A 19,676-nucleotide genomic window follows, 5' to 3' on the forward strand; every position below is an offset into this window, starting at 1 on the left:
GGCGGCACACGGCCCGGACACAGGCACCGGGTCCCGGGATCCCTCCCGATCCCTGCCGCCCCCCGTCGCACAGTGAGGTGCTGGAAAGATGGACCGCTCTTCTCGCTCCCGCAGAATCGCCCCCGTCGTGGCCGTGGCCGCGGCGGCGGCCCTGACCCTCGCCGGCTGCTCCAGCAGCTCGGGCGGAAAGAAGGCCGAGGAGGGCGGGGGAGCCGCCTCCGCGGGCAAGGCCACCACGCCCCGGATGACGGTCGCGCTGGTCACGCACCAGGCGCCCGGCGACACCTTCTGGGACATCGTCCGCAAGGGCGCCGAGGCCGCCGCCGCGAAGGACAACATCAAGCTCGTCTACTCCGCCGACCCCAACGCCGGCAACCAGGCCAACCTCGTGCAGAACGCCATCGACCAGAAGGTCGACGGCATCGCGGTCACCCTCGCCAAGCCGGACGCGATGAAGAGCGTCATCGCCAAGGCCACGGGCTCGGGCATACCCGTGGTCGGCCTCAACTCGGGCGTGAGCGACTGGAAGAAGCTCGGGCTGACGGAGTTCTTCGGGCAGGACGAGAGCGTGGCGGGTGAGGCGCTTGGTGCCAGGCTGAACTCCGCCGGCGCGAAGAAGGTCGCCTGTGTGATCCAGGAGCAGGGCAACATCGGCCTGACCCAGCGCTGCGACGGCGTGAAGAAGACGTTCAAGGGCACCACTGAGACCCTGTATGTCAACGGCACGGACATGCCGTCGGTGAAGTCGACGATGACGGCCAAGCTGAAGCAGGACAGCGGCATCGACTACGTCGTCACCCTGGGCGCCCCCTACGCCCTGACGGCGGTGCAGTCGGTGAGCGACGCCGGCAGCAAGGCGAAGATCGCCACCTTCGACCTCAACAAGGACCTGACCGGCGCCATCCAGAAGGGCGACATCCAGTTCGCCGTCGACCAGCAGCCCTACCTGCAGGGCTACCTCGCGGTCGACTCCCTGTGGCTCTACAAGAACAACGGCAACTACAGCGGCGGCGGTGTGCAGCCGGTTCTGACCGGCCCGGCCTTCGTCGACAAGTCCAACGTCGACAAGGTCGCCGAGTTCGCCGCGAAGGGCACCCGGTGATCGACATGACCCAGCAGGCCGAGCCGGCGGTGGGCACACCGCCGGCTTCCGGCGACAGGCAGACCGACGGCCGGACCGTGCGGCGCACGCCGGCGCTCCGGCTGCTCGCCCGCCCGGAGGTCGGCGTCTTCCTCGGCGCCGTCGCCGTGCTCGTCTTCTTCCTCGCCGTGGCGCCCTCGATCCGTCAGGGCAGCTCGATGGCGACGATCCTCTACCAGTCGTCGACCATCGGGATCATGGCCCTGCCCGTGGCGCTGCTGATGATCGGCGGCGAGTTCGACCTGTCCGCGGGCGTAGCGGTGATCACCTCGGCGCTCACCGCCAGCATGCTCAGCTACCAGCTCACCCTGAACGTGTGGGCCGGCGTGATCGTCGCGCTGGTGGTGTCGCTCGGGATCGGCGCGTTCAACGGCTGGATGCTGGTGAAGACCGGGCTGCCGAGCTTCCTGGTCACCCTCGGCACCTTCCTGATCCTGCAGGGCGTGAACCTCGCCGTCACCAAGCTGGTCACCGGCAACGTGGCCACCGACGACATCAGCAACATGGACGGCTTCGACCAGGCCAAGGCCCTGTTCGCCTCGTCCTTCGACATCGGCGGGGTCGAGGTGAAGGTCACCGTGGTGTGGTGGCTGGTCTTCGCGGCACTGGCCACATGGGTCCTGCTGCGCACCAGGTACGGCAACTGGATCTTCGCGGTCGGCGGTAACAAGGAGAGCGCCCGCGCGGTCGGCGTGCCCGTGACGTTCACCAAGATCACGCTGTTCATGCTGGTCGGCTTCGGTGCGTGGTTCGTCGGCATGCACCAGCTGTTCTCCTTCAACACCGTGCAGTCCGGCGAGGGCGTCGGCCAGGAGCTGATCTACATCGCCGCGGCCGTCATCGGCGGCTGTCTGCTCACCGGTGGGTACGGCTCCGCGATCGGCCCGGTCTTCGGCGCCTTCATGTTCGGCATGGTGAACCAGGGCATCGTCTACGCCGGCTGGAACCCCGACTGGTTCAAGGCCTTCCTCGGCGTGATGCTGCTCGGCGCCGTCCTCATCCATCTGTGGGTACAGCGCACGGCGACCAGGAGGTGACCGACATGACGACCGACAAGACCAACGGCGGCGACGGGACCGGAGCGCACGGTGCCGTCCTCGAGGACACCGCGCCCACCGCGGACCGGCCCGTCGTCGAACTGCGCGGCGCCGGCAAGTCCTACGGCAACATCCGTGCCCTGCACGGCGTCGACCTCGCCGTCCGCCCCGGCCGGGTCACCTGTGTGCTCGGCGACAACGGCGCCGGCAAGTCCACCCTCATCAAGATCATTTCCGGGCTGCACCAGCACACCGAGGGCGAGTTCCTCGTCGACGGCGAACCGGTGCGCTTCTCCACCCCGCGCGAGGCCCTGGACAAGGGCATCGCCACCGTCTACCAGGACCTGGCGACCGTCCCGCTCATGCCGGTGTGGCGCAACTTCTTCCTCGGCTCGGAGATGACCAAGGGTCCCTGGCCGGTCCGCCGCCTCGACATCGCCCGCATGAAGAAGACCGCGGACGAGGAACTGCGCAACATGGGCATCGTCCTGGACGACCTGGAGCAGCCCATCGGCACCCTCTCCGGAGGCCAGCGCCAGTGCGTGGCGATCGCCCGCGCCGTCTACTTCGGCGCCCGCGTCCTCATCCTGGACGAGCCGACCGCCGCCCTCGGCGTCAAGCAGTCCGGCGTGGTCCTGAAGTACATCGCCGCCGCCCGCGACCGCGGCCTCGGCGTCATCTTCATCACCCACAACCCGCACCACGCCTACATGGTCGGCGACCACTTCAGCGTGCTGCGCCTGGGCACCCTCGAACTGTCCGCCGACCGCAGCGAGGTCGGCCTCGAGGAGCTCACCAACCACATGGCCGGCGGCGCCGAGCTCGCCGCCCTCAAGCACGAGCTGTCCCAGGTCCGGGGCGTCGACGTGGACGAGCTGCCCGAGGAGCAGGACCTCGGCGCACCCACGCCGCCCACCGTCTCCGTACCGGCAGCACCCGAAGGGAACTCCTGACATGCCCCCTGTGCTGGACCGCATCCGGGTCGGCTCGGCCCCCGACTCCTGGGGCGTCTGGTTCCCCGACGACCCCCGGCAGGTGCCCTGGGAACGCTTCCTCGACGAGGTCGCCGAGGCCGGCTACTCCTGGATCGAACTGGGCCCCTACGGCTATCTGCCGACCGACCCCGCCCGCCTCACCGACGAGGTGGGGCGGCGGAACCTGAAGGTGTCGGCCGGTACGGTCTTCACCGGCCTGCACCGCGGCCCGTCGGTGTGGGAGTCCACCTGGGAGCACGTCGGCCAGGTCGCCGCGCTCACGCAGGCCATGGGCGCGGGGCACCTCGTGGTCATCCCCTCCTTCTGGCGGGACGACAAGACGGCCGAGATCCTGGAGCCGCCGGAGCTCACCGCCGAGCAGTGGGCGCACCTGACCAAGGGCATGGAGCGGCTCGGCCACGAGGTGAAGGAGACGTACGGTCTCGACATCGTGGTCCACCCGCACGCCGACACCCACATCGACACCGAGGCGCACGTCGAACGCTTCCTGGACTCGACCGACTCCGAGCTGGTCAACCTGTGCCTGGACACCGGGCACTACGCCTACTGCGGCGGCGACAGCGTCAAGCTGATCGAGACCTACGGCGAGCGCATCGGCTATCTGCACCTCAAGCAGGTCGACCCGGAGATCCTCGCCGACGTGGTGGCGAACCAGGTGCCGTTCGGGCCGGCCGTCCAGCGTGGCGTGATGTGCGAACCGCCCTCGGGCGTACCGGAGCTGGAGCCCGTCCTGGTGGCCGCGCAGAGGCTGGGCGTGGAGCTGTTCGCGATCGTCGAGCAGGACATGTACCCGTGCGAGCCGGACAAGCCGCTGCCCATCGCGGTACGCACCCGCAAGTTCCTCAGGTCCTGCGGCGCCTGACCGCCGCGGCGGCCACGACCCCGGCACGGCAGGCGAACGCCGACCGCCGCCGTGCCGGGGTCCTGGACGGACGGGCGCCGGCCAAACGCCCGCCGGCCGCGCCCGCCGTCGCCACGAGGGTGCCGGCGCGGTCCGGACGGCCGCGACCGCCTGGCAGCGAGAAGCGCGGACCCGGGACGATGCCGTCCGCGGCGGGTGGCGAGCCCACGGGCTCCCAGGGCCCCGGGCGGCTGTGCCCCGGGCGGCTGTGCTTCGGGCGGGTGTGTCTCGGGCGGCTGCGCTCCGGGACGCCGGCGGTCAGGGCACGGACGGCGGCGCCGGTTCCCGGCGCGTGCCCGGGGCCCCGTGGCGGCTCGCCGCCGTTCGTGACCTTGCCGCGCTACAGTCGGCCCCGTACGCAAGCGCAGGCGCCGCGTCCCGCGCCGTTCGACCGGTGGCGCGGCGGCGGGGACGCCCTCGACGGGGAGCATCATGAGCACACCGCGTGACCTGATGATCGTCGCCCTGGATCTGGAGTCGAGCAGGCCCCTGGAGCGCGGCGACCTCTCGCTCGCCCTGGCCGGCGCCGAGGCGTACGACCTGCTCCGCGCCGAGGCGCTCACCCTGGACGGCGACCGCATCGTGCCCCGTCCCCGGCCCGAGCTCGGCGACCGGCTGCTGGACGAGGCCGCCTCCTGCCTGGTCCGCCGGGTGCCGTACGAGACCCTGGAGGAATGGCTGTGGCGGCGCGGAAGGGGGCTCGCGTCGGTGTACCTGGCCGCCCTGGAGGAGGAGGGCCAGGTCACCTGGCAGCGCAGCCGCTGGCTGCCCTTCCGCGGCGGGCGTTCGGTGCTCAGCGACACCGAGGCGCGGCGGCGGGCGGGGTACCGCTGGGCGGCGGACGAGCCGGTGCTGCTCGCGCTGGCCGCCGCCGTGGGGATCCGCGATGAGATCCCGGGCATGGAGCCCGGGGTCACCGACGACGCCGTCCTGGCCGTCCTGGCCGCCGTCCACGACGCGGTGATGGAGCTGGAGGCCGTACGGCAGCGGCGCGCCATCGAGGAGGCGGCCTTCGCGAACGTCTGGCGGGGCGCGTAGCCGGGAGCGGTCGCCGACAGGCGGCGCGGCGGGGGCGCTCCTATGCTGAGGGACGGCGAGTGGTGAGGTCCGGCAGCGGACGCTCGCCCCACGTCACGGCCGGTCCCGCCGGCGTCCGCCGCGCAGGGACGTCCTCCTGGTCCCGCGCTCGTCCGCGACGACCGCGGGTTCGTTCTGAGGCGCTTGGAGTCAGCCCATGACGCACGCGTGCCCACGACTGCGCAGGACGGCCGCCACCGCGACCGCCGTCGGGATCCTCATGGCGCCGCTCGCCGCGGGGCCCGCCCTCGCCGCGCCCGCCACCCACGCCGGCGCCGCCGGCGCCGTCAGCGCCGGCCCGGCGCGGGGACCGTCGCCCTCCCCGTCCCCCTCCGCCACCGGGTTCCGCGCCCTCACCCCCGACGTGACCCGGCAGCTGGACCAGGCCGTGCGGCAGGTCATGCGGCAGGCCGGGGTGCCCGGCGTGACCGTCGGACTGTGGACGCCCCACCAGGGGCAGTACGTGAGGTCCTTCGGCGTCGCCGACAAGAGCACCGGGCAGCGGATGTCCCCCGACCTGTACCTGCGGATCGGCAGCGAGACCAAGACCTTCACCGTGACGGCGCTGCTGGAACTCGTCGACCAGCACAAGGTGAGCCTGGACGACCCCATCGGCACATACGTCGACGGCGTGCCGAACGGCGACAGCATCACCCTGCGCCAGCTGGCCGGGATGCGCAGCGGGCTGTTCAACTACTCGGCCGACGAGGGATTCTACAGGGCGCTGACGTCCGACCCGCAGCGCAGCTTCACCCCGCAGCAACTGCTCGGCTACGCCTTCCGGCATCCCGTGCTCTTCCCCCCTGGCCAGCAGTTCTACTACTGCAACACCAACCTGGTCCTGCTCGGCCTGGTCGTCGAGAAGGTGAGCGGCCATGCACTCGCGGACTACATCCACACAGGCGTCCTCGAACCGGCCGGTCTGAACCACACCCTCTTCCCGGCCGGCGCCGAGTTCCCGCGGCCGCGCGCCCAGGGCTACACCGACCAGACCGCGAACGGCCAGGTCGCGCCGACCGCCGACTGGAACTCCTCCTGGGCCTGGGCGGCCGGCGCGATGATCTCCAGGCTCCACGACATGCGCGTGTGGGCCCGCACGGTGGCCACCGGCGTCTTCCCGGACGGCAGCACCATGATCAGTCCCGCCACGCAGAAGCAGCGGCTCACCACACCACCGACCACGATCCCGGGCGCCGGTTACGGCCTCGGCATCTTCGACGTCCAGGGCTGGATCGGCCACAACGGCTCCATACCGGGCTACGAGTCCCTGACCATCTACCTGCCTTCCGCCCAGGCCACCCTCGTCGTCCTGCTGAACACCGACATCGACTACAAGAACACCGAGCCCAGTACCCTCTTCGGCGAGGCGATCACGAAGATCGTCACCCCGCAGCACGTCTTCGACCTGCCGGCCGAGCCCGCCGCCCGGTGACCTGCCACCGGACGGCCGTTGAGCGCGTCGGACGCATGGCCGGTGAGCGCGTCAGACGCTGCGCACCTCCTCGATCCGCACCGGACGGTGCTCGTGCAGCGACAGCGTGCACGCCTCCGCGATCCACCCGGCCTCCAGGGCGTCCGCGACCGTGCACGGCGAGGGCAGGCGGCCGGCCACGACCTCGGTGAACGCGGTGAGTTCGGCGCGGTAGGCGGCGGTGAAGCGGTCCATGAAGAAGTCGTGCGGGACGCCGGCCGGGAAGGTCACCCCCGGTTCGACCGAGCGCAGCGGCAGCTTGTCGTCCAGGCCGACGGCGATGGAGTCCGCGAAGCCGTGCAGCTCCATGCGCACGTCGTAACCGCGGGCGTTGTGGCGGCTGTTGGAGACCACGGCGATCGTGCCGTCGTCGAGGGTGAGGACCGCGCCGGTGGTGTCGGCGTCGCCCGCCGCCCTGATGTAGCCGGCGCCGCGATTGCCTCCGACGGCGTACACCTCGGTCACCTCCCGGCCGGTCACCCAGCGGATGATGTCGAAGTCGTGCACCGAGCAGTCGCGGAAGATGCCGCCCGAGGCGGCGATGTAGGCGGCGGGCGGCGGCGCCGGATCGAGCGTGGCCGACCGCACGGTGTGCAACTTGCCCAGCTCACCGCTCAGGACCGCCGCTCGGGCGGCGACGAAACCGGCGTCGAAACGGCGGTTGTAGCCGATCTGCACGGGTACGTCGCTGCCCTCGACGGCCTTGAGCACCTCGACGCCCTCCGGCATGGTGCGGGCCACGGGCTTCTCGCAGAAGACGGGCACGCCCGCCTCGACGGCGGCGAGGATCAGGGCGGGGTGGGCGTCGGTGGCCGCCGCCACGACGACGGCGTCGACCCCGGCGGCCAGGACGGCCTCGGGAGAGTGGGCGACCTCGGCCCCGAACCGTTCGGCGGCGGCCTTGGCGGCCTCCGCGACCGGGTCGGCGACGACCAGCGACTCGACCGCGTCGAGTCCGGACAGGGTCTCCGCGTGGAAGGCTCCGATACGGCCGAGGCCGAGGATTCCGATGCGCATGGAAACTGGTGCTCCTTGGGTGCGTGGTGGTGCAGCGGGCCGTGGGAAGGCAGGCGGGCGGGGAAGGTCAGTCGAGACCGCCGAGCACGTTCTGGTCCCAGTCGATCACCGAACCGGTGACCACCCCGGACCGCTCGGACAGCAGCAGGACCACGAAGTCGGCGATCTCGTCCGGTTGGCCGAGCCTGCCCATCGGCAGCCGGGCGGCGGCCCGCTCCCGCCAGTCGTCGCCGGCCCCGTGGAAGGCGCGCTGGGTGGCGTCCTCGCCCTCGGTGGCGGTCCAGCCGATGTTCAGCCCGTTGATCCGGATACGGTCGAAGCGATGTGCGTGCGCGGCGTTGCGGGTCAGCCCGGCAAGTCCCGCCTTGGCGGCGACGTACGGCGCCAGGAAGGGCTGGCCGCCGTGCGCGGAGGACGTGATGATGTTGACGATCGTGCCGGGTGCCTCGCGGGCCACCATGTCCGCCACCGCCGCCTGCATGGCGAAGAACGGACCCTTGAGGTTGATCGCGATGTGCGCGTCGAAGAGCTCGGGGGTGGTGTCCAGCAGCGTGCCGCGGGAGGTCAGCCCGGCGGAGTTCACCAGGCAGTCGATCCGGCCGCAGGCGGAGACCACCTGGGCCACCGCGCCCTTGGCCTGCTCGGCGTCCGCCAGGTCGGCGCGTACGAACATCGCCCTGGCCCCGGTGGCCGTCAGCTCCGCCACCAGCGCCTCGCCCGGCCCGGGGCGCCGGCCCGTCACCGCCACCACGGCGCCCTCCCGGACGGCGGCCCGCGCGATCGCGGCCCCCACGCCCTGGCTGCCGCCGTTGACCAGGACGACCTTGCCGTCGAGAAGTCCCGTCAGTCCCATGGCTTCCATCGAGTGTCCTCAGCTCTCACGTCGTCGGCTCTCGCGCCGCTCGGCACCGGCCCGCAGTTCCGCGCGGAGCCTGGCCGGCGTCCACTCCTCACGCAGGGCCCGCCGTACGACGTCCGCCTGGGAGGGCGGGGCCGGACCGTCGACCGGCGGGTCGCTGTCGAGGTTGGTGGGGAAGGGGTAGCCCTCGGCGCTCGCGGCGACGACGCGCTCCAGCCACGCCTCGTCCGCGCCTTCGGCGCGGCGCCTGAGCAGCACCGGGAAGACCGCGTTCGCCACGGCCTCGCGGTCCACGGTCTCCATCGCGCGCCCGAAGGCGGAGGAGACCTGGAGGAGATTGGCCATGCGCCGGATGTCCGCCGACCGGTTGGTCCCGGCCGCGTGGAACAGCGCGGGGTTGAAGAAGACGGCGTCGCCCTTGTCCAGCTGGAGCTGGACGTGACGGGCCTCGAAGTACGCCTGGAACGCGGGCAGCCGCCAGGCCAGGTAACCGGGCTCGTAACGCTGAGAGTACGGCAGGTACATCGTCGGCCCGGACTCGACCGGCATGTCGCAGTGCGCGACCGCGCCCTGGAGGGTGAGCGCGGGGGAGAGGCGGTGGACGTGCGCCGGGTAGGCGGCCGCGGCCTCGGTGCCGAGGAAGCCCAGATGGTAGTCGCGGTGCACGGTCTGTGCCGCGCCGCCCGGGTTGACCACGTTGATCTGCGAGGTGACCTGGTAGCCCGGGCCGAGCCAGGCCTGTGCGACCAGGGCGAGGACGTCGCCTGCGTAGTAGTCGGCGAACGCCTCCGCATCGTGCCGGGCCGTCTTCTCCAGGGCGTTCCACACACGGTCGTTGGCGCCGGGCCTGGCGAAGTGGTCCCCGGCGCCCACGCCCGAGGCGCGCTGCTCTGCGATCAGGGCGTCGAAGACGGCCGTGGCCCGGTCGACCACCGCCGGGTCGGGGAAGGCGCCCCGGAACACCACGACGCCGGGACCTTCGGCGAGGGCTCGGACCAGTTCGGCCTGCAGGGCACGTCGGTCCTCGGCCGCGGCGGGCCGTGAGCCGTCGTAGACGAGGACGTTTTGTTCCACCGAGCGGGCGTGCGGATAGTCGGCGAGGCCGGTGGCGCGTTCCACGAGCGCGCGGAAGGAGCCGAGGTCGCAGTCCTGCCCGGACAGCCAGGCACGGGGGTGCACGGAGATGGCGGACATCGTCGTCCTTTCGGCTACGGAAGCGACGCGGCCCTGTCATTCTTGTCAGTACAAACACCTCGAACAACCGGCAGCGATCCATCAAAAAACCCTCAAGGAGCCTCCGTATGGGTCACCCCTTCCCGATCCGTGAGATCGCACGTCAGGCCGGGCTGAGCGAGGCCACCGTCGACCGTGTGCTCAACGGCCGGGGCGGGGTGCGCGAGAGCACCGTGCGCGAGGTGCACCGGGCCATCGCCGACCTGGACCGCCAGCGCACCCAGGTCCGGCTCGTGGGCCGCACCTTCATGGTCGACATCGTGATGCAGGCGCCCGAGCGGTTCACCACCGCCGTGCGCGCCGCGCTGGAGGCCGAACTGCCGTCCCTGCACCCGGCGGTGGTGCGCTCCCGCTTCCACTTCCGCGAGACCGGCCCGGCGCGGGAGCAGGTCGCCACCCTCGACCGGATCGCGCGGCGCGGCTCGCAGGGAGTGATCCTCAAGGCACCCGACGTCCCGGAGGTGTCCGCGGCCGTCGGCCGGCTGGTGGCGGCCGGCATCCCGGTCGTCACCCTGGTGACCGACCTGCCCGCGAGCCCCCGCCTCGCCTACGTCGGCAGCGACAACCGGGCGGCGGGCGCGACGGCCGCGTACCTGATGGGCCAGTGGCTCGGCGACCGGCCCGGCAATGTGCTCACCAGCCTCAGCAGCGGCTTCTTCCGCAACGAGGAGGAGCGCGAGATGGGCTTCCGCAGCGCCATGCGCGCGCGCCATCCGCGGCGCACACTGGTGGAGATCGCCGAGGGCCAGGGCCTGGACGCCACGCAGTACGAGCTCGTACGGGCCGCACTGGAACGCGACCCGGAGATCCGGGCGGTCTACTCGATCGGCGGCGGCAACGTCGCCACCCTGCGGGCCTTCGAGGAACTCGGCCGTGAGTGCGCGGTGTTCATCGCCCACGACCTGGACCACGACAACACCCGGCTGCTGCGCGAGCACCGCCTGTCCGCCGTGCTCCACCACGACCTGCGCCAGGACATGCGGGAGGCCTGCCACCTGGTGATGCGCGCCCACGGCGCCCTGCCGCCCGCCGGGCCGGCGCTGCCGTCCGCGATCCAGGTGGTGACCCCGTACAACATGCCGCAGGCGGCGGCCGGCTGACCGCCGGCCCGCTGAGGGCTGAGGGGCTGAGGGGCTACAGGGCCCAACGGCCGGTCCGGGCGTGGGTCCGCCGCCCGCCGAGGACCGGCCCTCAGAGGTTGACGGCGTACGCCTTGCGCAGCGTCTCGTGCACCGTCCACGTCGTACGGTCGCCCTCGCGCAGCACCGCCAGGTCCCCGGGGCCGACGCGCAGGGTCGGCCCGTCCTCGACCTCGATGGTCGCCGAGCCGCTGATCACCACGAAGAGCTCGTCCGCCTCGGTGTCGGTGACGACGCCGGGAGTGATCTGCCAGATCCCGCGTACCTGACGGCCGTCGGCCGACTCCCAGACCACCTTGCCGGTCACCTCCGGCGTTCCGGAGACGATCTGCTCCGGGTCGAGCGGCTCGGGCACGAGCCCGGCGTCGGGGACATGGAGCGCGAAGGCAGCGAAGGTGTGGGTCATGCGGCGACCCTAGCCGGGGCGGCCGGCCCCCGGACGTGGACAGAGTGTGGGTGATCGGCGGGCAGGTACGGACACTGCGTCGCGTCTCCTCGCCTCCCGCCGCGGCCGGCGCCGCGGTGGCGAGGGCAGGCGGCCGGGGTGATCGTTGAGTAAGCCGCGCGTCTACGGTGCCGTGGTGGCGAGCGCGATGGTCGCCGCGCTCACCGAGTACGGTCATCCCTCCCGCGGGAGCCGCCGCTACGACGCCTGGCTGCTGGTCACCGCCTTCGAACGAGCACCTGGCGATGATCGAGGCGATCAGGGCCAGGGACCCGCGGGCGGCCGATGCGGCCGTCCGCGCCCACCTCACCAGCGTGATCGAGGCGTGGCGCAACTGACGTGGCACGCGTCGGACGCTACGTCGTCCGGGCGGTCCGGGTGGTCCGGCGCCGTGAGGGTCGTGGGCGGGGCGGGTGGTCCGGCGCCGTGAGCGTCATGGGCGGGGCGCCCCGCACGGTGTGCGGCGCGGGGCGTGGTCATGGCCGGCCGGTCGCGTCGGAGTCCAGACCGGTGCAGGCCACGTCGCCGTTCACCTCGGCGCACGCCTCCACGCCGCGGGGGGACGACACGGCGAGCATGGGGCTGGTGTCGCCCCGGGGCTCGTCGGCGGAGTACGTGGCCGACAGGATGTCCTCGCCCGTTCGTACGGAGATCTCCCGGGCCACCGCGCCCCGGACCCGGACCTGTGACCAGGCGGTGCCGCAGGACGGAGACCAGCGCAGCCGCACGGTGTAGGTCGCGTCGGACACCGTGCTCTTGGTCTGCGCGTCACCGGCGCAGGCCGTGGCGCCGGGCAACTCGCCCTGGCAGGACCTGTCCTGGCACCGCTGCGAGGCCGGCACCACCCGGGTGCCCGGTGCGGTGCCGCGGGAGGAGGTGGCGAAGGTCGCGGTCACGACGGCCGCCGCGGTGACAGCGGTCAGCAGGGTGAGCGCCGGCAGCAACGGCAGTCGCCTCGGACGGCTCCCGGGCCGGTCCGCCGGCGCGGACTCGCACTTCCGCTCCGGCTCCCGGTCCGGCTCCCGCCCCGCATCGGTCTCCTGCTTTCCGGCGGTGGACGGCGTCTCGTCCGCCGCCTCCCACAGGGCCAGCGCCGGAGCGGGATCGGCGCCCGCCAGTCGCGCGAGCGCCTCCACGGCCGAGCGGGGTGGATGCTTGGCCCCGGTCAGATAGCGGTGCCAGGCGGACTTGCTGTACGGAGTGCGCGTGGCCAGGGCCGCCAGACTCAGACCCGTACGGTCCCTCAGCTCGCGCAGGGTCGCCGCCAGCGGCCCGGGTGACGGTGCCGCTCCTTGGGGCTGCCGCATGATGCTGCTCCCGACTCCATTCCCGCTTTGGGCGTTTCGCCCCGGTTGCCGGAATGGCTTCCCGGGTTCCGGGGCCCGCCACACATCGGGGTGGTGTGAGCCGGGTGGGGCGGACGCGCGCGGACGCACACCGAAGGCCCGCCGGGGAACGCGTGGTTCCCGGACGGGCCGGGTCCGTCAGGACGTACGGTGGCGGGGCGGGGGTGTCAGCACCACGGGACAGTGCCGCGGACCCGCACGTAGTGTGCGGAGACGTAGCCCCGCACCTGCGCGAGCCGGTACCACTGCCGCGTGCCGCGCACCCAGGACCCGTAGGTCCGGCACTTGAGCGCGACCGCGCGGCCCGTGTGCCGGACGCCGATCACCCGGTAGCGGGTGCCCGGGCCGGAACGGACGTTCAGCGGGAAGCGGTGGGTGGCCACCCGTCCGAGCGAGTGAATCGAACGACGGTGCGTCATGGGCCGGTTGACGTGACGCGTGTGCCCTGCGTTCCGTACGGGGCTCATCCGGTGCACGGCCGGCGTGTGCCGGGCGGGGGAGGGCAGCAGCGAGGGCAGCAGCGAGGGAAGCAGGTGCGGTGCGACCGCCGGCGTGGCGGGGTGCGGAGCGGGGGCGGCCGGCGCGGCGTCGGCCGCCGTGGGCACGAGCGCGAGCACCGCGACCGTGGCCAGTAGGCCGCTGGTGAGGGTCCGTCGGATCATGGAAACCTCCGGGCTGTCGTTCCGGTGACCACATGTCGTGATCACATGTCGCCCAGCGTTTCCATGCCGCCGGTCCGCGATGCCGTCCCCGCGTCCCCGGGGACGCGGGGACGTCCCCGGGGACGTCCCCGCCCTCCCCCCGCCCGTCTGCCCCCCCGCCCGTTCGCCCCCGCCCGTCCGCCCTTCCGCCGATCGCCGGACCCTTGTGTTCCGCCCCTGCGGGCGCGGCGCCGCGAAGCCGGTGCGACGCGGGCGGAAGGGGGTACCCGTCGCGCCGAAGGTGTGGCGCGAACTGACGGAGAGCGCCGGGGGGTTGCGGGTCACCCCGCCCGAACCGGTGCCCGCCGTCCGGTACCCCGCCGTACGCCACACCGCCTGCGCCGCCGGCCGTCGGAGGGGGACGGCCGGCGGTCCGGCACCCTCATGGCCGACGGCTTCCTCACGCAGGCGGGCGACGGCGGCGCCGAGCACGAGGCCGCCGAGGCGGCTCCCCGCGCCACCCGCTCAAGGCCGTCCCGCCATCCGGACCGGACCACGGCGGCCCGCACGGGCGCCGGGTGGCGGAGGAGCCGGGCCGGGGCGCGCGGCACCTGGGGCTCGCGCATAGTGAACATATGGCGCAAAAACGTACAGCCGTGCTGTGCGTCGCCGCCGTCATGGCCGCGACGCTCCAGACGGCCGCGGCGGCCGCGGCGACGACGATCACCGGGGCGACGGCGGTGACCACGGCGGCGACCGGGGGTGCGGCGGTGACCACGGCGGCGACCGGGGGTGCGGCGGTGACCGGGTCAGGACGGGCCGCCGGCCGGACCTGCACCGTCACGGAGCGTCCCGACGATGCCCGGGCCCGCAAGGTTCGCGACATCGTCCGGCAGGCCCAAAAGGGCCTCGGTCTGAAGGCCGCCCTGGTGCGGGTGACGGTCGACGGACGGGAGCTCGTCACGGACGGGGTCGGTGAGTCGATGAACGGCGTACCGGCCACGCCGGCTATGCACTTCCGGGTCGGCTCGGTCGGCATCGCCTACCTGGGCACCGTGCTGCTCCAGCTCGTGGACGAGCACAAGGTGAGCCTCGACGACCATGTCTCCCGCTGGCTGCCCGGCCTGCCGCACGGCGACAAGATCACGCTGCGCATGCTCGGCGACGCGACCTCCGGCCTGCACGACTACGTGACCGACCCGGTGTTCGTGAAGAGGCTCTACGCCGACCCGTTCCGGCACTGGACGCCGCAGGAGGTCGTGGGCATCTCCACGAGCCACCCCCTGTGGTACGAGCCGGGCACCAACTGGAGCTACTCGCACGCCGACTTCGTACTCCTCGGCACGGCCCTGGAGAAGATCACCGGTACCCCACTGGACCGGCTGCTGAGCGAACGCGTGCTCGGCCCGCTCGGCCTCGGCGAGACCCGCAACGGCGCCACGCCCGAGATCCCGCAGCCCGTCCTGCACGCCTACGACGACGAACGCGGCCCCTACGAGGACGCCAGCTACTGGGACCCGTCCTGGACCACCGCCCCCGGTGCGGTGCTGACCAGCGACATCTGCGACCTGGCCCGCTCCGCGCAGGCCATCGGGTCGGGGGAACTGCTCTCGCACTCCGCCTTCGCCACGCAGCTGAACCCGGGGACTGTGGGCCTCGGGCACCGGACGGCCGGCTGCCCCGCCTCGGTGTGCCTGCCGCAGACCGAGGTCTTCCACTTCGGGATCGGCGTGATCGTGAAGAACGGCTGGGTCCTGCAGAACCCGTCCTTCGCCGGCTACGCCGCCGTGCAGGCCTACCAGCCCGACGGGCGACTGGCCATCGCGGTCTCCACGACCGCCGGGCCCAGGGCGGCGAACGGCAACACCGCCCAGACCATCACCGAGCGCATCGCCGCGGCCCTGGCCCCGCACCATCCGCTGACCGGCTGACCGGCTGACCGGCTGACCGGCTGACCGGCTGACCGGCTGACCGGCTGACCGGCCGCCGAGCCGGCCCGCCCCGGGATCGGCGCGCCGCGCGGACCCCGTCCTGTGGCACGACGAGCAGTGGCAGGTCGCCGTCGTGGCGGGCCTGTTCGGCTTCGGTATCGGCCTGGCCTTCGCGTCCATGGCCAACCTGATCGTGGGCAGCGTCCCACCCGAGCAGACCGGCGCCGCCACCGGCTGAACGCCAACATCCGCACCATCGGCGGCTCCATCGGCGCCGCCGTGACCGGCGTCCTGGTCACCGGCCGGCTCCAGCCGTCCGGCCTGCCCTACGCCTCCGGCTACACCCACGGCTTCGCACTGCTGGCCCTGCTCTGCCTCGCCGCGGCCCTGGCCGCAACCCTCGTCCCGGCCACCCGCACGGGCCGCGCGACCGCAGTCCCGGCCGCCGCGGGGGAGACCTCGGCCCGCACCGGACCGGAGGCCGTCGCCCCGGCCACGCGCGGTTGAGCGGCCGCCCCCGCCACGCGCGGCTGCGGCCGCCGCACCGGCCGCCCCGCCGCACGCGGCTCAGCCGGACGCCCGGGACGCGCGGCCACCGGGCCGAGCGGGGCAACCCACCCACGTACGGTAGTGTTTGCCTGGGCGTTCACACGGGTCACCGCACGAACGCCAAGAACGCACCGGGACGTGGCGCAGCTTGGTAGCGCACTTGACTGGGGGTCAAGGGGTCGCAGGTTCAAATCCTGTCGTCCCGACGCGGGGAAGGGCCTTCGCGGACGGAAGTCCGCGAAGGCCCTTTTCATCCCCGTGCCTGGTTCACCCGGTCTGTTCCACCGTGAGCCAGGCCGCTTGGTCGGGGGCGAGCTGCCCGTGCCCGACCGGCCCGCTCGACAGCAGGATCGAGGCGCCCTCGGGCAGCCGGTACGCCTCGGCCGAGAGGTTGACCACGCAGACGAAGCCCGGGTCCCGGCGGAAGAGGAGGACTCCCTCGGGGGCGTCCAGCCAGGTGAGGGTGCCGTCGCCGAGCGCGGGGTGCTCGCGGCGCAGGCGCAGGGCGCCGCGGTAGAGCTCCAGCATCGACGCCTCGTCGCCGGTCTGCGCCGCCACGCTGAGCCCACCCCAGTCCTCCGGCTGCGGCAGCCAGGGTGCCGCCGAGGTGCCCTCGGGGCTGAAACCGTACGGTGCGGCCTGTCCGGACCAGGGGATCGGCACCCGGCAGCCGTCGCGGCCGCGGTCGGTGTGCCCGGACCGCTCCCAGACGGGGTCCTGGAGCACGTCCTCCGGCAGGTCCTCGACCTCGGGCAGGCCGAGCTCCTCACCCTGGTAGATGTAGGCACCGCCGGGCAGGGCGAGCATGAGCAGGGCGGCGGCGCGGGCGCGCCGGGTGCCGAGCTCCAGGTCGAGGGGGCCCTCGGGACGGTACGGCTCGTTGGCGGTCCACCGCTTGACGGTCCTGCGGCCGTAGCGACTGGGGTGGCGCATCACGTCGTGGTTGGACAGCACCCAGGTGGCGGGCGCGCCCACCGCGCCGAGCATGGCCAGCGAGTCGTCGATGACCGAGCGCAGCTCCTTGGCGCCCCAACTCGACATCAGGAAGTCGAAGTTGAACGCGGTGTGCAGTCCGTCCCGGCGGACGTAGGCGGCGAGCCGTTCGGGCGTGTCCGCCCAGGCCTCGGCCACGAAGGACCGGTCGCCGGGGAACTCGTCGGCCACCTTCCGCCAGGCACGGTAGATGTCGTGGACCTCGTCGCGGTCCCAGTGGGGGTGGTCGACGTGCTGCCGCGGCCGCTCGGCGGCGGCGTCCCGGGAAACCAGCGGACCGGGCGCGGCCGGCTCCTGTCGGGGCGGCAGGTCGGGCAGTTCGGGATGCTTGACCAGGCCGTGGGCCACGTCGATACGGAACCCGTCCACGCCCCGGCTGAACCAGAACCGCAGCACCGACTCGAACTCGGCGCGCACCTCGGGGTGTTCCCAGTTGAGGTCCGGCTGCTGGGGTGCGAACAGATGCAGGTACCACTCCCCGTCGGGCAGCCGGGTCCAGGCCGGCCCGCCGAAGCAGGAGACCCAGTCGTTGGGCGGCTCGGCGCCGTCCGGCCCCCGGCCGGGCCGGAAGACGTAGCGATCGCGCTCCGGGCTGCCGGGCCCGGCGGCCAGCGCCGCCCGGAACCAGGCGTGCTGGTCGGAGGTGTGGTTGGGCACGATGTCGGGGATGACGCGGATCCCGTGCCGGTGTGCCTCCTCGATGAGCTGCTCGGCCTCGGCCACGGTGCCGAACAGCGGGTCGATCGCCCGGTAGTCCGCCACGTCGTAACCGTGGTCCGCCATCGGCGACTTGTACCACGGGTTGATCCAGATGGCGTCGACGCCGAGTGACTTCAGGTACGGCAGCCGGGAGCGGATGCCGGCGATGTCGCCGATGCCGTCGCCGTCTGCGTCGGCGAAACTGCGGATGTAGACCTGGTAGATGACGGCGCTGCGCCACCACGGTGCGGTGCGGGACATGGTGTGGAGGTGTTCCTCACTTGTCTGGGACGGTCGGTTCCGCGACGGTGCGGTGTCTACTTCGCTGCGCCGGCGGTGAGTCCGGCGACGATGCGGCGCTGGAAGACCAGCACCAGGGCCACCAGGGGGACGGTGACCAGCACGCCCGCCGCCATCTGGCTGCCGAAAGGGGTCTCGAACTGGGTGGCGCCGGAGAACTTGGAGATGGCCACCGGCGCCGTCTGCATGGCGGGCCTGTTCGTCATCGACAGGGCGATGAGGAACTCGTTCCAGGCGGCGATGAACGTGATGATCGCGGTGGTGAAGATTCCCGGCGCGGCGAGCGGGACGATGACCTTGCGGAAGGCCTGGCCGCGGGTGCAGCCGTCGATCATGGCGGCGTGCTCCAACTCGTCCGGCATCTGCCGGAAGAACGTGGTCAGGTTCCACACCGCCAGCGGCAGCGCGAAGGACATGCTCGGCACGATCATGGCCTGATAGGTGTTGATCCAGCCGATGTCCGTGAACAGCTTCAGCAGCGGGACCACGATCGACACCACCGGGAACATGGAGGTGGCGATGATCAGGGTGAGGATCAGCCGCTTGAACCGGAACTCCAGCCGCGCCATCGCGTAGGCGGTGAACGTGGCCAGCAGTAGCGCCAGCGCGGTGGTGATCCCGGCCACGACCAGGCTGTTGAGCAGGGCTCGGGTGAAACCCTGGGACGGGTCGAACACCACCCGGTAGTTCTCGAACGACACGGGGGAGGGGAGCAACGAGGTGTCGAAGATGTCGGAGGTGCGCCGCAGGCTGGAGACGAGCATCCAGTAGAACGGGGCGAGGCAGTAGGCCACCACCGCGACCACACCCAGGTGGAGCAGCCGGTTGCGCCAGGTCGCCTTCGGCGTCATGCCGTCACCTCCGCACGGCGCGGTATCGCCAGGCGCCGGCGTCCGCCCGCCTTCCGGGTACCGCCCTCGCCGACGAGATCGGCGCCCAGCAGCCGCACGAAGGCGAGTGCGATGAGCAGGACGTAGAGGAAGAGGAGCACGGCGTACGCGGAGGCGGGACCGAAGCGGACGTTGGACGCCTCGTTCTGGGCGAGCATGGACAGGGTTTCCACCGAGTTCTTCTGGGCGCCGACGAGGATGTAGGGCAGGTCGAACATCCGCAACGCATCCAGGCACCGGAAGAGCACGGCCACCAGCAGTGCGGGCTTCACCAGCGGCAGGGTGATGTGCCAGAACTGCCGCGGGGCGCCGGCTCCGTCGATGCGGGCCGCCTCGTAGACCTCCTTCGGGATCACCTGCAGGCCGGCCAGGACCAGCAGCCCGATGAAGGGGGCCGTCTTCCACACGTCGGCGACGATCACCGCGACCTTGGCGTGGAAGCCCTCCGTGGTCCACAGGATCTGGTGGCCCAGCAGGGCGTTGGCGACGCCGTCGCTGTTGAAGATCCACCGCCACAGCAGGCCCGATATGGCCGTGGGCACCGCCCAGGGCACGAGGATGCCGGCCCGCACCAGGGCCCGGCCGCGGAACGCCCTGTGCATGATCAGCGCCATCGAGACGCCGATCACCGTCTCCAGGCCGACGGTGACGACGGTGAAGAACGTGGTGTTCCAGAAGGCGTTCCAGAACCGGTCCCCGGTGGCGCCGAAGACGTCGGCGTAGTTCTTCAGCCCGACGAACGGCTCGGTGGTGCGGATGAACCCGGTCGCCGGGTCCAGCCCCTTCGGCCCGTACAGCGACTCGTTCAGCGCCATGAGCGTCGGATAGAGCACGACGATCGTCAGCACGAGCAGCGTCGGGGACACCAGCAGCGCCGCCATACGTGCCGAACCGGCGGTCGCCCGGGCGCGCGGGCGGTGGGGGCGCACCGCCGCGGCGGGCCCCGCCGAGGCGTCCGGGGGGCCGTACGCGGCCGTCCCCGGCGGGGTCTTCGTGTCGGTCATGACCCCGC

At 72.4% G+C, this 19,676-nt stretch carries 17 protein-coding genes, 1 tRNA gene and 2 pseudogenes; 11 read left to right on the forward strand and 9 right to left on the reverse strand.

What is annotated here, in order from left to right; genetic code table 11:
• The first annotated feature begins 88 nt into the window (after window positions 1-88).
• The 6 genes from ACH4UM_RS12325 (at window position 89) to ACH4UM_RS12350 (ending at window position 6,583) form a co-directional block, all read left to right on the forward strand.
• Window positions 89-1,102 carry a sugar ABC transporter substrate-binding protein gene (locus ACH4UM_RS12325; RefSeq protein WP_398176872.1) on the forward strand — a complete coding sequence of 338 codons (1,014 nt, stop codon included), beginning with the start codon at window positions 89-91 and terminating at the stop codon, window positions 1,100-1,102.
• A complete protein-coding gene (locus ACH4UM_RS12330) occupies window positions 1,102-2,178 on the forward strand; it encodes an ABC transporter permease (RefSeq protein WP_398177671.1) in 1,077 nt (358 codons plus the stop codon). The genes ACH4UM_RS12325 and ACH4UM_RS12330 overlap by 1 nt, the downstream gene beginning before the upstream one ends.
• Window positions 2,179-2,183: 5 nt before the next feature.
• Window positions 2,184-3,131 carry an ATP-binding cassette domain-containing protein gene (locus ACH4UM_RS12335; protein ID WP_398176874.1) on the forward strand — a complete coding sequence of 316 codons (948 nt, stop codon included), beginning with the start codon at window positions 2,184-2,186 and terminating at the stop codon, window positions 3,129-3,131.
• Window position 3,132: 1 nt separating this feature from the next.
• A complete protein-coding gene (locus tag ACH4UM_RS12340) occupies window positions 3,133-4,035 on the forward strand; it encodes a sugar phosphate isomerase/epimerase family protein (protein WP_398176876.1) in 903 nt (300 codons plus the stop codon).
• A 471-nt stretch (window positions 4,036-4,506) separates the two neighbouring features.
• Window positions 4,507-5,112, forward strand: coding sequence for a GPP34 family phosphoprotein (locus tag ACH4UM_RS12345; RefSeq protein ID WP_398176878.1), 606 nt, complete (start codon window positions 4,507-4,509; stop codon window positions 5,110-5,112).
• 196 nt (window positions 5,113-5,308) lie between these two features.
• Window positions 5,309-6,583 carry a serine hydrolase domain-containing protein gene (locus tag ACH4UM_RS12350; protein WP_398176880.1) on the forward strand — a complete coding sequence of 425 codons (1,275 nt, stop codon included), beginning with the start codon at window positions 5,309-5,311 and terminating at the stop codon, window positions 6,581-6,583.
• A gap of 51 nt (window positions 6,584-6,634) precedes the next feature.
• Here the strand turns inward: ACH4UM_RS12350 and ACH4UM_RS12355 are convergent, their stop codons facing one another.
• The 3 genes from ACH4UM_RS12355 to ACH4UM_RS12365 form a co-directional block, all read right to left on the reverse strand.
• Window positions 6,635-7,639 carry a Gfo/Idh/MocA family oxidoreductase gene (locus tag ACH4UM_RS12355; protein WP_398176882.1) on the reverse strand — a complete coding sequence of 335 codons (1,005 nt, stop codon included), beginning with the start codon at window positions 7,637-7,639 and terminating at the stop codon, window positions 6,635-6,637.
• A gap of 67 nt (window positions 7,640-7,706) precedes the next feature.
• Entirely contained in the window at window positions 7,707-8,492 is a 786-nt protein-coding gene (locus tag ACH4UM_RS12360; protein WP_398177674.1) for an SDR family oxidoreductase, read from the reverse strand.
• Window positions 8,493-8,510: 18 nt separating this feature from the next.
• Window positions 8,511-9,692 carry a phytanoyl-CoA dioxygenase family protein gene (locus tag ACH4UM_RS12365; RefSeq protein ID WP_398176884.1) on the reverse strand — a complete coding sequence of 394 codons (1,182 nt, stop codon included), beginning with the start codon at window positions 9,690-9,692 and terminating at the stop codon, window positions 8,511-8,513.
• Between the two features lie 107 nt (window positions 9,693-9,799).
• On the opposite strand from ACH4UM_RS12365, the gene ACH4UM_RS12370 reads away from it, so the two are divergent.
• The gene (locus ACH4UM_RS12370; RefSeq protein WP_398176886.1) at window positions 9,800-10,831 is read left to right on the forward strand and encodes a LacI family DNA-binding transcriptional regulator; all 1,032 of its coding nucleotides are present in this window, start codon (window positions 9,800-9,802) and stop codon (window positions 10,829-10,831) included.
• Window positions 10,832-10,922: 91 nt separating this feature from the next.
• Here the strand turns inward: ACH4UM_RS12370 and ACH4UM_RS12375 are convergent, their stop codons facing one another.
• Window positions 10,923-11,276, reverse strand: coding sequence for a cupin domain-containing protein (locus ACH4UM_RS12375; protein ID WP_398176888.1), 354 nt, complete (start codon window positions 11,274-11,276; stop codon window positions 10,923-10,925).
• 266 nt (window positions 11,277-11,542) lie between these two features.
• Between ACH4UM_RS12375 and ACH4UM_RS12380 the strand changes: the two are divergent.
• A pseudogene (locus ACH4UM_RS12380) lies at window positions 11,543-11,653 on the forward strand (FCD domain-containing protein); the annotation flags it as partial.
• A gap of 138 nt (window positions 11,654-11,791) precedes the next feature.
• On the opposite strand, the gene ACH4UM_RS12385 reads toward ACH4UM_RS12380, so the two are convergent.
• Complete coding sequence (locus tag ACH4UM_RS12385; protein ID WP_398176890.1) at window positions 11,792-12,622, reverse strand: DUF2690 domain-containing protein; 831 nt, start codon at window positions 12,620-12,622, stop codon at window positions 11,792-11,794.
• A gap of 206 nt (window positions 12,623-12,828) precedes the next feature.
• Complete coding sequence (locus ACH4UM_RS12390) at window positions 12,829-13,323, reverse strand: SH3 domain-containing protein (protein ID WP_398176892.1); 495 nt, start codon at window positions 13,321-13,323, stop codon at window positions 12,829-12,831.
• Window positions 13,324-13,937: 614 nt separating this feature from the next.
• Here ACH4UM_RS12390 and ACH4UM_RS12395 point away from each other — a divergent pair.
• The 3 genes and pseudogenes from ACH4UM_RS12395 to ACH4UM_RS12405 all read left to right on the forward strand — a co-directional run bounded on the left by ACH4UM_RS12395 (window position 13,938) and on the right by ACH4UM_RS12405 (window position 15,988).
• Window positions 13,938-15,233, forward strand: coding sequence for a serine hydrolase domain-containing protein (locus ACH4UM_RS12395; protein WP_398176894.1), 1,296 nt, complete (start codon window positions 13,938-13,940; stop codon window positions 15,231-15,233).
• Between the two features lie 100 nt (window positions 15,234-15,333).
• A pseudogene (locus ACH4UM_RS12400) lies at window positions 15,334-15,740 on the forward strand (MFS transporter); the annotation flags it as partial.
• A gap of 174 nt (window positions 15,741-15,914) precedes the next feature.
• A tRNA-Pro gene (locus ACH4UM_RS12405) sits at window positions 15,915-15,988 on the forward strand.
• A 61-nt stretch (window positions 15,989-16,049) separates the two neighbouring features.
• Here ACH4UM_RS12405 and ACH4UM_RS12410 read toward each other — a convergent pair.
• The 3 genes from ACH4UM_RS12410 to ACH4UM_RS12420 are packed head-to-tail and all read right to left on the reverse strand — an operon-like array spanning window position 16,050 to window position 19,668.
• A complete protein-coding gene (locus ACH4UM_RS12410) occupies window positions 16,050-17,735 on the reverse strand; it encodes a glycoside hydrolase family 13 protein (protein ID WP_398176896.1) in 1,686 nt (561 codons plus the stop codon).
• A 56-nt stretch (window positions 17,736-17,791) separates the two neighbouring features.
• Entirely contained in the window at window positions 17,792-18,625 is an 834-nt protein-coding gene (locus ACH4UM_RS12415; protein WP_398176898.1) for a carbohydrate ABC transporter permease, read from the reverse strand.
• On the reverse strand, window positions 18,622-19,668 hold the full coding sequence (locus tag ACH4UM_RS12420; protein WP_398176900.1) for a carbohydrate ABC transporter permease: 1,047 nt from the start codon (window positions 19,666-19,668) through the stop codon (window positions 18,622-18,624). Before ACH4UM_RS12420 ends, ACH4UM_RS12415 begins: the two co-directional genes overlap by 4 nt.
• Window positions 19,669-19,676: the final 8 nt, after the last annotated feature.

The sequence above is a fragment of the Streptomyces sp. NPDC020801 genome, from assembly GCF_044334385.1.
Taxonomy (GTDB): domain Bacteria; phylum Actinomycetota; class Actinomycetes; order Streptomycetales; family Streptomycetaceae; genus Streptomyces.

Excerpts from the sequence above, each read along its gene's own strand:
- ACH4UM_RS12395 (WP_398176894.1), top strand. The coding sequence starts at position 13,938 with ATGGCGCAAAAACGTACAGCCGTGCTGTGCGTCGCCGCCGTCATGGCC.
- ACH4UM_RS12385 (WP_398176890.1), bottom strand. The coding sequence starts at position 12,622 with ATGCGGCAGCCCCAAGGAGCGGCACCGTCACCCGGGCCGCTGGCGGCG.
- ACH4UM_RS12410 (WP_398176896.1), bottom strand. The coding sequence starts at position 17,735 with ATGTCCCGCACCGCACCGTGGTGGCGCAGCGCCGTCATCTACCAGGTC.
- ACH4UM_RS12415 (WP_398176898.1), bottom strand. The coding sequence starts at position 18,625 with ATGACGCCGAAGGCGACCTGGCGCAACCGGCTGCTCCACCTGGGTGTG.
- ACH4UM_RS12345 (WP_398176878.1), top strand. The coding sequence starts at position 4,507 with ATGAGCACACCGCGTGACCTGATGATCGTCGCCCTGGATCTGGAGTCG.
- ACH4UM_RS12390 (WP_398176892.1), bottom strand. The coding sequence starts at position 13,323 with ATGATCCGACGGACCCTCACCAGCGGCCTACTGGCCACGGTCGCGGTG.
- ACH4UM_RS12420 (WP_398176900.1), bottom strand. The coding sequence starts at position 19,668 with ATGACCGACACGAAGACCCCGCCGGGGACGGCCGCGTACGGCCCCCCG.
- ACH4UM_RS12350 (WP_398176880.1), top strand. The coding sequence starts at position 5,309 with ATGACGCACGCGTGCCCACGACTGCGCAGGACGGCCGCCACCGCGACC.
- ACH4UM_RS12340 (WP_398176876.1), top strand. The coding sequence starts at position 3,133 with ATGCCCCCTGTGCTGGACCGCATCCGGGTCGGCTCGGCCCCCGACTCC.
- ACH4UM_RS12335 (WP_398176874.1), top strand. The coding sequence starts at position 2,184 with ATGACGACCGACAAGACCAACGGCGGCGACGGGACCGGAGCGCACGGT.
- ACH4UM_RS12355 (WP_398176882.1), bottom strand. The coding sequence starts at position 7,639 with ATGCGCATCGGAATCCTCGGCCTCGGCCGTATCGGAGCCTTCCACGCG.
- ACH4UM_RS12370 (WP_398176886.1), top strand. The coding sequence starts at position 9,800 with ATGGGTCACCCCTTCCCGATCCGTGAGATCGCACGTCAGGCCGGGCTG.
- ACH4UM_RS12325 (WP_398176872.1), top strand. The coding sequence starts at position 89 with ATGGACCGCTCTTCTCGCTCCCGCAGAATCGCCCCCGTCGTGGCCGTG.
- ACH4UM_RS12360 (WP_398177674.1), bottom strand. The coding sequence starts at position 8,492 with ATGGGACTGACGGGACTTCTCGACGGCAAGGTCGTCCTGGTCAACGGC.
- ACH4UM_RS12365 (WP_398176884.1), bottom strand. The coding sequence starts at position 9,692 with ATGTCCGCCATCTCCGTGCACCCCCGTGCCTGGCTGTCCGGGCAGGAC.
- ACH4UM_RS12375 (WP_398176888.1), bottom strand. The coding sequence starts at position 11,276 with ATGACCCACACCTTCGCTGCCTTCGCGCTCCATGTCCCCGACGCCGGG.